Source organism: Kitasatospora sp. NA04385 (assembly GCF_013364235.1).
GTDB lineage: Bacteria > Actinomycetota > Actinomycetes > Streptomycetales > Streptomycetaceae > Kitasatospora.
On record NZ_CP054919.1, the window covers coordinates 5405714 to 5419130 of the forward strand.

Genomic DNA, 13417 nt, shown 5'->3' on the forward strand with positions numbered 1-13417 from the left:
CGACCCGCTCTGATCCACCGCCGAAAACCCTCCTGGCGGACCTGCCCCTGCGGCAGGTCCGCCGAAGGCGTATCCGGCACCAGTACGCACCGGGAGCAGACGTGAGCAGCACCGACCCCGCCGAGTACGGCTACCCGGCCGAACGCGCCCGCCTGCTGGCGGACCCCGGGGCCACCGGCCCGCAGCGCCGCGCGGCCCTAGCCCGGCTCACCGACGACTGGCTGGCCGGCCTCTACCGGATGGCCGGCGCCCCCGCCCGCACCGCCCTGGTCGCCGTCGGCGGCTACGGCCGGGGCGAGCTCTCCCCGCGCAGCGACCTGGACGTGCTGCTGCTGCACGAGGGCCCGCTCGCCGCCGACCTCGCCGAACGCGTCTGGTACCCGGTCTGGGACGGCGGCGTCGCCCTCGACCACGCCGTCCGCACCCCCGCCGAGGCCCGCGCGGTCGCCGCCGAGGACCTCAAGGCCCAGCTCGGCCTGCTCGACGCCCGCCACCTGGCCGGCGACCCGCAGCTCACCGCCGACCTGCGCTCCGCCGTCCTCGCCGACTGGCGCGCCGCCGCCCCCGAACGCCTCCCCGAGCTGCGGGAACTCGGCCGGGCCCGGGCCGAGCGGCACGGCGAGCTGTCCTTCCTGCTCGAACCCGACCTCAAGGAGGCCCGCGGCGGCCTGCGCGACCTGGTCGCCCTCAACGCGGTCGCCGCCACCTGGCTCGCCGACGCCCCCCGCGACGGCCTGGACGCCGCCGCCCGCACCCTCGCCGACGTCCGCGACGCGCTGCACCTGACCACCGGCCGGGCCACCGAACGGCTCTCCCTGCAGGACCAGGACCAGGTCGCCGAACGCCTCGGCGTGCTCGACGCCGACACCCTGCTGCGGCAGGTCTACCAGGCCGCCCGCACCGTCGCGTACGCCGGGGACGTCACCTGGCGCTCGGTGGACCGGGTGCTGGCCGAGCGCCGCCGGGCCGCGCCGCGCCGCGCCGTCCGGTTCGGCTTCCCGTTCAACGGCGCCCGGCGCGCCCGGCCGGACCGGCCGCGCCCGAGCGCCGCCCGCTCGCCGAGGGCGTGGTCGAGCAGGACGGCGAGGCGGTGCTCGCCCAGGCCGCCCGGCCCGCCACCGACCCGGTGCTGCCGCTGCGGGCCGCCGCCGCGGCCGCCCAAGCCGGGCTGACCGTCGGCTACGCCACCGTCCGCCGGCTCGCCGCCGAGACCGGGCCGCTGCCGGTGCCCTGGCCCGACGAGGCCCGCGAACAGCTGGTCACCCTGCTCGGCGCCGGCGAGGCCTGCCTGCCGGTCTGGGAGGCGCTGGAGGCCGAGGGGCTGATCAGCCGGATGCTGCCCGACTGGGAGCGGGTCCGCTGCCGGCCGCAGCGCAACGCCGTGCACCGCTGGACCGTCGACCGGCACCTGATCGAGACCGCCGTCCGGGCCGCCGCGATGACCCGCCGCACCGCCCGCCCCGACCTGCTGCTGGTCGCCGCCCTGCTGCACGACCTCGGCAAGGGCTGGCCCGGTGACCACTCCGAGGCCGGCGAGGTGATCGTCCGCGACGTCGCGGTCCGGATGGGCTTCGACAAGCAGGACACCGACACCCTGGCACTGCTGGTGCGCCACCACCTGACGCTGGTCGACACCGCCACCCGGCGCGACCCCGACGACCCGGCCACCGCCGACCTGATCGCCAAGACCGTCGGCACCCAGGCCCACCTGGAGCTGCTGCACGCCCTCACCGAGGCCGACGCCACCGCCACCGGCCCCGCCGCCTGGTCCGCCTGGCGGGCCTCGCTGGTCGCCACCCTGGTCGAGCGGACCGCCGCCCGGCTGGCGGGGGAGACCCGGCCGGGGGCCACCGACCCCGAGACCACCGCCGACCAGGAGCGGCTCGCCGTCGAGGCCGCCCGCACCGGCGGCCCCGCACTCGACCTGACCGCCCACGCCGAACCGGCGCCGGAGGGCGGCGGCGGCGAACCGATGGGCGTCGAACTCACCCTGGCCATCCCCGACCGCCCCGGCCTGCTCGGCACGGTGGCCGGCGTGCTCGCCGTGCACCGCCTCGCCGTCCGCAAGGCCGGCCTGCGCGAACTCGACCCGGTCGGCGCCGGCCCCGTGCTGCTGCTGTCCTGGACGGTCGCCGCCGAGTACGGCGACCTGCCCGAGGCGGCCCGGCTCCGCGCCGACCTGCGCCGCGCCCTGGACGGCTCGCTCGACGTCACCCGCAAGCTCGCCGAGCGGGACGCCGCCGCGCCGCGCCGCCGCGGCATCAGCACCCCGCCGCCGGTGGTCACCGTCGCCCCGCACGACGCCTCGCGCTCCGCCACCGTGCTGGAGGTCCGCGCGCACGACGCGCCCGGCCTGCTGCACCGGATCGGCCGCGCCCTGGACGCCTCCGGCGTGCGGGTCCGCACCGCGCACGTCTCCACCCTCGGCGCGGAGGCCGTCGACGCCTTCTACCTCACCTCGACCGACGGCCGGCCGCTGGCGGCGGACCGCGCGCAGGAGGTCGCCCGGGCGGTCCGGGCCGCCCTGGAGGCGCACTGACCCGCTGTTCCCGCCGGGGCGCAGACCCCCGGCCGGGGTACGGCTACCCTTGGGGGCGACGACAGTACCCGTACTCGATGCCGCAAGGGACCCGCGACCGACGTGTTCGACACTCTCTCCGACCGCCTCGCAGCGACGTTCAAGAACCTCCGGGGCAAGGGCCGTCTCAGCGAGGCGGACATCGACGCCACCGCGCGCGAGATCCGGATCGCCCTGCTGGAGGCGGACGTCGCGCTCCCCGTGGTCCGCGCCTTCATCAAGCAGGTCAAGGACCGTGCCCTCGGTTCCGAGGTCTCCGGCGCGCTGAACCCGGCCCAGCAGATCATCAAGATCGTCAACGAGGAGCTGGTCAGCATCCTCGGTGGCGAGACCCGCCGCCTGCGCTTCGCCAAGACCGGCCCGACCGTGATCATGCTGGCCGGCCTCCAGGGCGCGGGCAAGACCACGCTGGCCGGAAAGCTCGGCCACTGGCTCAAGTCCCAGAAGCACACCCCGCTGCTGGTCGCCTGCGACCTCCAGCGCCCCAACGCCGTCACCCAGCTCGGCGTCGTCGCGGAGCGGGCCGGCGTCGCCTTCTACGGCCCGCAGCCCGGCAACGGCGTCGGTGACCCGGTGCAGGTCGCCCGCGACTCCATCGAGTACGCCAAGCAGAAGCAGTACGACGTCGTCATCGTCGACACCGCCGGCCGCCTCGGCATCGACGCCGAACTGATGCAGCAGGCCGCCGACATCCGCGCCGCGGTCGACCCGGACGAGGTCCTGTTCGTGGTCGACGCCATGGTCGGCCAGGACGCGGTCACCACCGCCCAGGCCTTCCTCGAAGGCGTCGACTTCACCGGCGTGGTGCTCTCCAAGCTCGACGGCGACGCCCGCGGCGGCGCCGCGCTCTCGGTCGCCCACGTGACCGGCCGCCAGATCATGTTCGCCTCCAACGGCGAGAAGGTCGACGACTTCGACGCCTTCCACCCCGACCGGATGGCCTCGCGCATCCTCGGCATGGGCGACGTCCTCTCGCTGATCGAGAAGGCCGAGCAGACCTTCTCCCAGGCCGAGGCCGAGAAGATGGCCGCCAAGCTCCAGGGCGGCGGCAAGGACTTCACGCTCGACGACTTCCTGTCGCAGCTGGAGCAGGTCCAGAAGATGGGCTCGATCTCCAAGCTGCTCGGCATGCTCCCCGGCATGGGCCAGATCCGGGAGCAGATCAACAACCTGGACGACAAGGACGTCAACCGGGTCGGCGCGATCATCAAGTCGATGACCCCGGCCGAGCGGTCCGACCCCAAGCTCATCAACGGCTCGCGCCGCCTGCGCATCGCCAAGGGCTCCGGCGTCCAGGTCGGCGAGGTCTCCAGCCTGGTCGAGCGGTTCTTCGAGGCCCGCAAGATGATGTCCGCGATGGCCTCCGGCAAGGGCATCCCCGGCATGCCGGGCATCCCCGGGATGGGCGGCGGCGGCAAGCGCTCCGCCAAGAAGGCCCCGGTCGCCAAGGGCAAGCGCAAGAGCGGCAACCCGCTCAAGCGGGCGCAGGAGGAGGCGGCCGCCGCCGAGCGCAAGGCGCTCGGCCCCGGCCAGGGCACCCAGCCGGGCGGCGCGTTCGGCCTCCAGCCGGGCAAGGGCCCGGCCGACTTCGACCTCCCCAAGGAGTTCAAGGACCTGCTGTAGGCACCCCCGGGGGCGCGGGGAGGACCACGGGCGACCGGGTTCTCCCCGCGCCCCCGTTTTCGCGCCCCGTTGCGCGATGATGTCCCGTATGCGCGTGACGATCCGAGCCCCCCGCCCCGATGACGTCGTCCCCTACGCCGAGGCGGTGCGGCGCTCCGCCGCGCACATCGGGCGGTGGAACCCGGTCGAGCCGGACGGCATGCCGGACCTGCTGAGCCGTCAGGGCGCCGGACTGCGGACGTTCATGGTCGTCGACACCGGGACCGGCGGCCTGGTCGGCAAGTGCAACGTGGCGAACATCGTGATGGCGCGGTTCTGCAACGGCGTGCTGGGCTACGACTCGTACCAGCCGTTCGTCGGGACGGGCCGGATGACGGAGGGCATGCGGCTGGTGGTGGAGCGCTGCTTCACGCCGCCCGAGCGGGGCGGGCTGGGGCTGCACCGGCTGGAGATCAACGTGCAGCCGGACAACGGGCGTTCGATCGCGCTGGCCCGCCGGCTGGGCTTCCGGCACGAGGGCTTCACGCCGCGGATGCTGTTCCTGCAGGACGCCTGGCGCGACCACGAGCGGTTCGCGCTGACGGCCGAGGAGTGGCCGACGCCGGTGCGCTGACCGGCCGGGCCGCGGCGTTGCGCGCCGCCCGGCGCGGCGGGCGGTCCGTATCGTCCGGTGGGTGAGCAACCCCGTGCCGCCGCGCCAGACCCCCGACCAGCCCTGGCGCTCCGAGGGCGCCCCGCCCCCGCCGCCGCCGAAGAAGCGGATGCCGGGCGGCTGGACGGGCCTGGTCCTCACCGCGCTGGTGGTGTTCCTGCTGTCGGACGCCCTGCTGAGCTTCTTCGGCAACGGCGGCTCGACCACGATCTCGTACACCGAGTTCAGCAAGCAGCTGAACAGCGGGAACGTCACCAAGATCTACTCCAAGGGCGACGCCATCGAGGGCACGCTCAAGGAGGGGCAGCCCAAGCCGGACGGGGAGAAGGGCGACTACAAGGAGTTCACCACCCAGCGCCCGGCGTTCGCCACCGACAACATCTGGGGCACCCTGCAGTCCCAGAACGTCGAGGTGACGGCCCGCCCGGTGGTGCAGCAGCGCAGCTTCCTGGCGAACCTGCTGATCTCGCTGGCGCCGATGCTGCTGCTGATCGGGGTCTGGGTGCTGATCGCCCGCCGGATGGCCGGCGGGATCGGCGGCGGCGCGCTCGGCCGCAAGGCCCCGCCGAAGCCGGTGGACACCACCCAGGGCAAGCGCACCACCTTCCGGGACGTGGCCGGCATCGACGAGGTCGAGGCCGAACTCAGCGAGGTGGTCGACTTCCTGAAGAACCCGCAGGCCTACCGCCGGCTCGGCGCGAAGATGCCGCGCGGCGTCCTGCTGTCCGGCCCGCCCGGCACCGGCAAGACGCTGCTGGCCCGCGCCGTCGCGGGCGAGGCCGACGTGCCGTTCTTCTCCGCCTCGGCCTCCGAGTTCATCGAGATGATCGTCGGCGTCGGCGCCGGCCGGGTCCGCGAGCTGTTCGCCGAGGCCCGCAAGGTCGCCCCCGCGATCGTGTTCATCGACGAGATCGACACCATCGGCCGCCAGCGCGGCGGCGGGGGCGGCATGGGCGGCCACGACGAGCGCGAGCAGACCCTCAACCAGATCCTCACCGAGATGGACGGGTTCTCCGGCGCCGAGGGCGTGATCGTGATCGCCGCGACCAACCGGGCCGAGGTCCTCGACCCGGCGCTGCTGCGCCCCGGCCGGTTCGACCGCCGGATCACCGTCAGCCCGCCCGACCGCACCGGCCGCGAGCAGATCCTGCGGATCCACACCCGCCAGGTGCCGCTGGCGAAGGGCACCGACCTGGGCGCCGTCGCCCGCACCACGCCCGGCATGACCGGCGCCGACCTGGCCAACCTGGTCAACGAGGCCGCGCTGATCGCCGTCAAGCGCCAGCAGGACGCCGTCGACCAGGCGAACCTCTCCGAGGCCCTGGAGAAGGTCCAGCTCGGCGCCGTCCGCCCGCTGGTGATGCCCCGGCAGGAACGCGAGCGGACCGCCTTCCACGAGTCCGGGCACGCCCTGCTCGGCATGCTGCAGCCCGGCGCCGACCCGGTCCGCAAGATCACCATCGTGCCGCGCGGCCGCGCCCTCGGCGTCACCCTCTCCACCCCCGACACCGACCGCTACTCCTACACCGAGCCCTACCTGCGCGGCCGGATCATCGGCGCGCTCGGCGGGATGGCCGCCGAGCAGGTGGTCTACGGGGTGGTCACCACCGGCGCCGAGAGCGACCTCGAACAGCTCACCACCATCGCCCGCTCGATGGCCGGCCGCTGGGGCATGAGCGAGCGGGTCGGCCGGGTCACCGCGATCCCCGACGACAGCCAGTCCCCGTACGGGCTGGCCGCCGCCCCGACCACGCTGGACGCGGTCGACGAGGAGGCCCGCCGGATCGTCGGCGAGTGCTGGGAGGAGGCCGTCGCGCTGCTGAACCGGCACCGAGACCGGCTCGACGCGCTGGCCGCCGCCCTGCTGGAGGCCGAGACCCTGGACGAGGCCGCCGCGTACGCCGCCGCCGGGCTCGACCGGTCCTCCTGACGCCGCCCGCGGGGTTCCGCCGCCGCTGCCTGCCCTGCCTGCCCTGCCTTCCCTGCTGTTCCGCCGTCCGCCGGGACGGTCCCTCAGGCGCGGGGTTTGGTCCCCACCGACCAGCGGAACTCGTTCGCCATCCGCACCGAGCCGTCCGGGCGCAGGAAGGGGTGCAGCGCCTCCTGGAGCTCCTTCGCCACCAGTGCCGCACCCGCGGCCTCCTCGGCCCGGTCGAACAGGCCGGTCGACAGCAGGCCGCGGACCGCCGAGTCCAGGCCCGCGTAGGCGAACGGGCAGGCCACCCGGCCGCCCCCGGACGGGTGCGTCCCGGCCGCGACGAGCAGCGTCTCCAGCGCGCCCGGGCCGGCCGCCGCGAACGGGTCCGGCGTGCCGAGCGGGGCGTGCCGGCGCGCGACCTCCAGCACGGCGGCGCTCTCGCAGCGCTCCGCCGGACCCCAGGAGGCCACCACCACCTGCCCGCCGGGCAGCGCGCGGGCAGCCGCCCGGGCGACCAGCGCGGGCACCGGCGGCTGCTCGAAAACCGTCACCAGGGAGTGCGCCGGGCGGGGGACGGGGTGCGCCGAACGGGCGACGTCCTCCGCCCGGCCGCCGGGCGCCACCTGGAGCCCGCGGGCCGCCGCGAGCTCCCGCAGACCGCCGTCCGCCTCCACCCCCGCGACCTGCGCGCCGCGCTCGGCGGCGAGCAGCAGCGCCAGCCCGGACCGGCAGCCCACGCCCAGCAGGCTGGTGGCCGAGCCGACCTCCAGCCGCCGGTAAACGTCCTGGTAGAGGGGGACGAGCATGCGCTCCTGGATCTCCGCCCAGTCCCGCGCCCGACCGCCGCGCCCGGCCGGCCCGTCCGTCCGGACCCGGTCCACGGTGCTGCCGGTCACCTGCGCTGAAGCCATCGCGGCCTCCCATTCGGTCCTCGGAATCGGCTGCGGCCCCCGCAGCCCTGCCCCCCGGTCCCCTCTCCAGCGAACAGCGGGCCGCCCCCGACGTCCAGAGGGGTGCGAGCAGGTATCCGTGCGCCGCGGGTGTGCGCCCCGGGGTGTGCGCGGGGCGTGCGGCGGCGGGACGGGCCCGCGGCCGTACGGTGAACCGGATTCACGGTCGGGCCCGGGTTTTCCGTACCATTCGGCCCATGGCTAAGGCACCCGTTCTCACCCCCCAGGCGGAAGACTTCCCCCGCTGGTACCAGGACCTCATCAACAAGGCCGAGCTGGCCGACAACGGTCCGGTGCGCGGCACCATGGTCATCCGACCGTACGGCTACGGCCTGTGGGAGCGGATGCAGCAGGAGATGGACGCGCGGATCAAGAAGGCCGGCGCGCAGAACGCCTACTTCCCGATGTTCATCCCGCAGTCCTACCTGACCAAGGAGGCCGAGCACGTCGAGGGCTTCGCCCCCGAGCTCGCGGTGGTCACCCACGGCGGCGGCAAGGAGCTGGAGGAGCCGGTCGTCGTCCGGCCCACCTCCGAGACCATCATCAACGAGTACTTCTCCAAGTGGGTGCAGAGCCACCGCGACCTGCCGCTGCTGATCAACCAGTGGGCCAACGTGGTCCGCTGGGAGCTGCGCCCGCGCGTCTTCCTGCGCACCACCGAGTTCCTCTGGCAGGAGGGCCACACCGCCCACGCCACCTACGAGGACGCCCGCGCGTACGCCTCGCGGATCCACACCGACGTCTACGGCGACTTCATGACCAACGTCCTGGGCATCGACGTGGTCCTCGGCCGCAAGACCGCCAAGGAGCGCTTCGCCGGCGCCATCAACACCCTCACCCTCGAAGGCATGATGGGCGACGGCAAGGCGCTGCAGATGGGCACCAGCCACGAGCTGGGCCAGAACTTCGCCAAGGCCTTCAACACCACCTACCAGCTGCAGGGCGCCGAGCGCGAGTACGTCTGGCAGACCTCCTGGGGCGTCTCCACCCGCATGGTCGGCGGCCTGATCATGTCGCACGGCGACGACAACGGCCTGCGGGTGCCGCCGCGGCTGGCCGCCGTCCAGGCCGTGGTGCTCGCCATCAAGGGCGACGACGCGGTGCTGGCGAAGGTCCGCGAGATCGGCGCCCGGCTGGAGGCCGCGGGCGTCCGGGTGGTCGTCGACGACCGCACCGACACCCCGTTCGGCCGCCGCGCCGTGGACTGGGAGCTCAAGGGCGTCCCGCTGCGCATCGAGGTCGGCCCGCGCGACCTGGAGGCCGGCACCGCGATGCTGGTCCGCCGGATCGCCGGCGGCAAGGAGCCGGTCGCGGTCGACTCCCTGGCCGCGATCGTCCCTGGCATCCTGGAGGAGGACCAGGCGCAGCTGCTGCGCGAGTCCCGCGAGCGCCGCGAGTCCCGCACCGTGGACGTCAAGGACATCGACGAGGCCGTCGAGGCCGCGGCCACCGGCTGGGGCCGGATCTCCTGGGCCGACCTCGGCCCCGAGGGCGAGGCCAAGCTGGCCGAGCAGGGCGTCTCGGTGCGCTGCCTGATCGCCGCGGACGGCACCGTTCCGGCCGCCGACGACCAGCCCGGCAACCTCGCCCTGGTCGCCCGCGCGTACTGATCCGGACCGCGGGCGGGGGCCCGGAGAATTCCGGAACCCCGGCCCGCGTGCTGGCAGTTGAGACTACTGACCAGTCAACTCCCCGAGGTACCCCACAAGCGGTACGGTATACGGCCCGTGGCCCTGTCAATTTTCGGACAGGTCGCGGGCCGTCCGTCGTGGGGATGTTGGGCTCCGCGGCGGGTGCCGAAGCCCGGCGAAACCCGCCGGGTCCACACGTGCAGGGGGTTGGTCTTGCGTCAGTCCGGAGCCGCGCAATTCGCGCGCGAAAATGCGTTCCTGAGAGTCCGCTGGGAATTCCCGAACACGGGTGCCCACCGGAACATCGGCTCTCTCCCCATCGTTGGTACAGCGTGAGCACGACACAGCCCCTCGTCCTCGCGGCCGAACTGGCCGCCGCCTGGAGCGACATCCAGGCCCACCACCGGGACCTGCCCGACCTGGCGTCGCCCGAGGCGCTGATCGGCGAGTCCTCGTCCGCCTGCGGCACCCAGCTCAACTTCGAGCGGCTGCTGCACGAGGCCGCCCACGGCCTGGCCGCCGCCCGGGAGATCCGCGACACCTCGCGGGCCGGCCGCTACCACAACCGCCGCTTCCTGCTGCTCGCCTCCGAGCTGGGCCTGGCCCACCCGGTCGAGCCGCACGCCAGCAGCGGCTTCTCCCAGGTGACGATGGGGCACGAGACCCGCGACCGCTACGCCGAGACCATCGAGCGTCTCGACCGCGCGCTCGGGGCGCACCAGCTCGCCGTGGCCGGCGAGGGCAACCACCGCGCCTTCCGCGGCCCGGCCGCCCGGCACGGCTCCTCGGGCGGCGGCGTCCGGGTCAAGGCGGTGTGCGGCTGCGGTCGCAACGTCCGCGTGGTCCCGTCCGTGCTGGCCCAGGCCGCGATCGTCTGCGGCGCCTGCCAGCAGCCGTTCAAGATCGCCTGAACCCTCCGTACGACGCCGGACCGAACGGTGGCCGACCACGGACGCCGTTTGGCCGGAACGGACTGCTTGACCGGGACGCGGGCGGGGTGCCCGCGGCCCGTCCGGGAGTACCGCTGTCGCCCGGGCCGCCAGGCCCGAGGAGGCCCGGAGGCCCTGCCGTACCGTGCGGGGGCGCGGTTCGGGGGGGCCTTCGCGATGTGGCAGAATGGATGGCTGAGTACTCGGCAGCCCAGCAGGACCCTCTCTCCCAAAGGCTGGCGTGTCCCTTGAACGGCACCTCTCGCCGCAGCCCCACGCGGCGGAGCGCTGCTCACCCACGTCAAAACCAGGAGAATCCACACCCGTGGCTGTCAAGATCAAGCTGAAGCGTCTGGGCAAGATCCGCGCCCCGCACTACCGCATCGTCGTCGCCGACTCGCGCACCAAGCGTGACGGCCGCGCGATCGAGGAGATCGGCATCTACCAGCCGACCTACAACCCCTCGAAGATCGAGGTCGACGGCGAGCGCGCCCAGTACTGGCTGTCCGTCGGCGCCCAGCCGACCGAGCCGGTGCTCGCCATCCTCAAGCTGACCGGCGACTGGCAGAAGTTCAAGGGCCTGCCGGCTCCGGAGCCGCTGAAGGTGGCCGAGCCCAAGGTCGAGGACTTCTCGCACCTGTTCGCCAAGGCCGTCGCCGGCTTCGAGGACGCCACCACCGGTGTCGCCATCACCCCGAAGGCCAAGAAGTCGGACAAGGCTGACGAGGCCGAGGCCGCTTCCACCGAGGCCTGAGCATGATCGAGGAAGCCCTCGACCACCTGGTGAAGGGCATCGTCGAGCACCCCGACGAGGTGCAGGTCCGTTCGCGCAACCTGCGCCGCGGCCACACCATCGAGGTGCGAGTGCACCCTGACGACCTCGGCAAGGTGATCGGCCGGGGCGGCCGCACGGCACGCGCGCTGCGCACCGTGGTCGGCGCCCTGGGCGGACGCAACGTCCGGGTCGACCTGGTCGACGTGGACAGCCTCCGCTGACCTCCGCTCGACCGCCGAGGGCGCCGACCGCCAGGTCGGCCACCGGGTTTCAGGACCGGCCGGGACGCATCCGTCGTCCCGGCCGGTCCTTCCCGTTTCCGGGGCACCCCGCCCCCTTCCCGTGCCACCACCTCTCAGGAGAACGATCACCGTGCAGCTCGTCGTCGGCAGGATCGGCCGTGCCCACGGCATCCGGGGGGACGTCAGCGTCGAAGTCCGCACCGACGAGCCGGAACTGCGGCTCGGGCCCGGCGCGGTCCTCCTCACCGACCCCGCCGCCACCGGACCGCTGACCGTCGAGACCGGCCGGGTGCACAGCGGGCGCCTGCTGCTGCGCTTCGCCGGCGTCAAGGACCGCACCGCCGCCGAGGCCCTGCGCGGCACCCTGCTGATCGCCGAGGTCGACCCGGACGAGACCCCCGACGACCCGGACGAGTACTACGACCACCAGCTCATCGGCCTGGACGTGGTGCTGGCCGACGGCACCCCGGTCGGCGAGCTCACCGAGGTGGTCCACCTCCCGTACCAGGACCTGCTCACGGTCGAACGCCCCGACGGCACCGAGGTGCTGATCCCGTTCGTCGAGCAGATCGTCCCCACCATCGACCTGGACGAGCAGCGCGTCGTCATCACCCCGCCGCCCGGCCTGATCGACCCGGTCGACGCGGACGCTGATGCCGGTGCCGGTGCCGGTGCCGGTGCCGGTGCGGACTCGGACTCGGACTCCGACCTGGACTCGGACTCGGACGGGAACTCGGGCTCGGACTCGGACTCGGGCGGGAAGGGTGGCGGCGCGTGAGCGACATGCGGATCGACGTCGTCACGATCTTCCCCGAGTACCTGGAGCCGCTGAACGTCTCCCTGGTCGGCAAGGCGCGGGCCCGCGGCCAGCTGGACGTGCACCTGCACGACCTGCGGTCGTGGACCACCGACATCCACCGCACCGTGGACGACACGCCCTACGGCGGCGGCCCCGGCATGGTGATGAAGCCCGAGCCGTGGGGTGCCGCGCTGGACGCCGTCCTGGCCGCCGGGCCCGAGGGCGAGGTGCCGACCCTGGTGGTGCCCACCCCCAGCGGGCGCCCCTTCACCCAGGAGCTCGCCCAGGACCTCGCCGGCCGCCCCTGGCTCGCCTTCGCGCCCGCCCGCTACGAGGGCATCGACCGGCGGGTCATCGAGGAGGCCGCGACCCGGATGCCGGTGGTCGAGACCTCCATCGGCGACTACGTGCTGGCCGGCGGCGAGGTCGCCGTGCTGGTCATGGTCGAGGCGATCGCCCGGCTGCTGCCCGGCGTGCTGGGCAACGCCGAGTCGCACCGCGACGACTCCTTCGCCCCCGGCGCCATGGCCGACCTGCTGGAGGGCCCGGTGTACACCAAGCCGGCCGAGTGGCGCGGCCGCGAGGTGCCGGAGGTCCTGCTCAGCGGACACCACGGGAAGATCGCCCAGTGGCGGCGCGAGCAGGCTTTCGCCCGCACCCTCGACAACCGGCCCGACCTGGTGGCCCGTTGGCAGCGGGACGCGTTCAGCAAGAAGGAGCGCGAGGCGCTCAGCGTGCTGGGCCTGGCCTGGGACGAGACCACCGGCCGATTTCGGTCCGCGGCCGAGCCTGTGGAACAATAGGCGACTGCTGTCTGTCGCCCGGCTCCCGTCCAGGGAGTCAGTGGACCGGTGCCCCCGCCACGGGGGGATCACCGCCAGCCGAAGCGGCCCGCAGCACCACCCAGTTGACACGAATATCCGTGGGCGGCCCGTGGCGCCTGCGATGGAGAGCAACGATGAGCAACAAGCTCGCTGCTGTCGACGCGGCTTCGCTGCGTACCGACGTCCCCGCCTTCCGCCCCGGCGACACCCTCAAGGTGCACGTCCGAGTCATCGAAGGCAACCGCTCGCGCGTCCAGGTCTTCCAGGGCGTCGTCATCCGTCGCCACGGCGCCGGCATCGGTGAGACCTTCACCGTTCGCAAGGTCAGCTTCAACGTCGGCGTCGAGCGCACCTTCCCGGTGCACACCCCGGTCGTCGAGAAGATCGAGGTCGTGACCCGCGGTGCGGTCCGCCGCGCCAAGCTGTACTACCTGCGTGACCTCCGCGGCAAGGCCGCGAAGATCAAGGAGAAGCGCGACGCGTGATCGCGCGGGCT

Annotated in this window: 11 protein-coding genes and 1 pseudogene; 11 read left to right on the top strand and 1 reads right to left on the bottom strand. The window is 73.8% G+C overall.

Annotated elements, in window-relative coordinates:
- Window positions 1-101: 101 nt before the first annotated feature.
- From HUT16_RS24170 to ftsH, 4 genes and pseudogenes are all read left to right on the top strand, one after another.
- Window positions 102-2539: pseudogene (locus tag HUT16_RS24170) on the top strand ([protein-PII] uridylyltransferase).
- Between the two features lie 102 nt (window positions 2540-2641).
- Window positions 2642-4201: a signal recognition particle protein gene (ffh, locus tag HUT16_RS24175; RefSeq protein ID WP_176190171.1), complete on the top strand. Its 1560-nt coding sequence runs from the start codon at window positions 2642-2644 to the stop codon at window positions 4199-4201.
- An 88-nt stretch (window positions 4202-4289) separates the two neighbouring features.
- Window positions 4290-4814, top strand: coding sequence for a GNAT family N-acetyltransferase (locus HUT16_RS24180; RefSeq protein WP_254897967.1), 525 nt, complete (start codon window positions 4290-4292; stop codon window positions 4812-4814).
- Window positions 4815-4875: 61 nt separating this feature from the next.
- The gene (ftsH, locus tag HUT16_RS24185; RefSeq protein WP_176190173.1) at window positions 4876-6783 is read left to right on the top strand and encodes an ATP-dependent zinc metalloprotease FtsH; all 1908 of its coding nucleotides are present in this window, start codon (window positions 4876-4878) and stop codon (window positions 6781-6783) included.
- Between the two features lie 83 nt (window positions 6784-6866).
- Here ftsH and HUT16_RS24190 read toward each other — a convergent pair whose 3' ends face one another.
- Window positions 6867-7682, bottom strand: a complete 816-nt coding sequence (locus HUT16_RS24190; protein WP_176190174.1) for an SAM-dependent methyltransferase — start codon at window positions 7680-7682, stop codon at window positions 6867-6869.
- Window positions 7683-7918: 236 nt separating this feature from the next.
- On the opposite strand from HUT16_RS24190, the gene proS reads away from it, so the two are divergent.
- From proS to rplS, 7 genes are all read left to right on the top strand, one after another.
- Window positions 7919-9331 (top strand): proline--tRNA ligase, encoded by a 1413-nt coding sequence (gene proS, locus HUT16_RS24195; RefSeq protein WP_176190175.1) that lies wholly within the window; start codon window positions 7919-7921, stop codon window positions 9329-9331.
- Window positions 9332-9684: 353 nt separating this feature from the next.
- A complete protein-coding gene (locus HUT16_RS24200; protein WP_014138263.1) occupies window positions 9685-10263 on the top strand; it encodes a hypothetical protein in 579 nt (192 codons plus the stop codon).
- Between the two features lie 343 nt (window positions 10264-10606).
- Window positions 10607-11035 (top strand): 30S ribosomal protein S16, encoded by a 429-nt coding sequence (gene rpsP / locus HUT16_RS24205; RefSeq protein WP_176190176.1) that lies wholly within the window; start codon window positions 10607-10609, stop codon window positions 11033-11035.
- Window positions 11036-11037: 2 nt separating this feature from the next.
- Window positions 11038-11277, top strand: a complete 240-nt coding sequence (locus tag HUT16_RS24210; RefSeq protein ID WP_014138265.1) for an RNA-binding protein — start codon at window positions 11038-11040, stop codon at window positions 11275-11277.
- A 151-nt stretch (window positions 11278-11428) separates the two neighbouring features.
- Window positions 11429-12076, top strand: coding sequence for a ribosome maturation factor RimM (gene rimM, locus HUT16_RS24215; RefSeq protein ID WP_176190177.1), 648 nt, complete (start codon window positions 11429-11431; stop codon window positions 12074-12076).
- Window positions 12077-12081: 5 nt separating this feature from the next.
- Complete coding sequence (gene trmD, locus HUT16_RS24220; protein WP_176192846.1) at window positions 12082-12900, top strand: tRNA (guanosine(37)-N1)-methyltransferase TrmD; 819 nt, start codon at window positions 12082-12084, stop codon at window positions 12898-12900.
- 155 nt (window positions 12901-13055) lie between these two features.
- Entirely contained in the window at window positions 13056-13406 is a 351-nt protein-coding gene (gene rplS / locus HUT16_RS24225; protein WP_176190178.1) for a 50S ribosomal protein L19, read from the top strand.
- Window positions 13407-13417 lie beyond the last annotated feature (11 nt).

Bases quoted from the DNA above. Each gene is read 5' to 3' on its own strand.
- HUT16_RS24180 (WP_254897967.1), top strand. From the start codon at position 4,290: ATGCGCGTGACGATCCGAGCCCCCCGCCCCGATGACGTCGTCCCCTAC.
- HUT16_RS24190 (WP_176190174.1), bottom strand. From the start codon at position 7,682: ATGGCTTCAGCGCAGGTGACCGGCAGCACCGTGGACCGGGTCCGGACG.
- proS (WP_176190175.1), top strand. From the start codon at position 7,919: ATGGCTAAGGCACCCGTTCTCACCCCCCAGGCGGAAGACTTCCCCCGC.
- HUT16_RS24210 (WP_014138265.1), top strand. From the start codon at position 11,038: ATGATCGAGGAAGCCCTCGACCACCTGGTGAAGGGCATCGTCGAGCAC.
- trmD (WP_176192846.1), top strand. From the start codon at position 12,082: ATGCGGATCGACGTCGTCACGATCTTCCCCGAGTACCTGGAGCCGCTG.
- rplS (WP_176190178.1), top strand. From the start codon at position 13,056: ATGAGCAACAAGCTCGCTGCTGTCGACGCGGCTTCGCTGCGTACCGAC.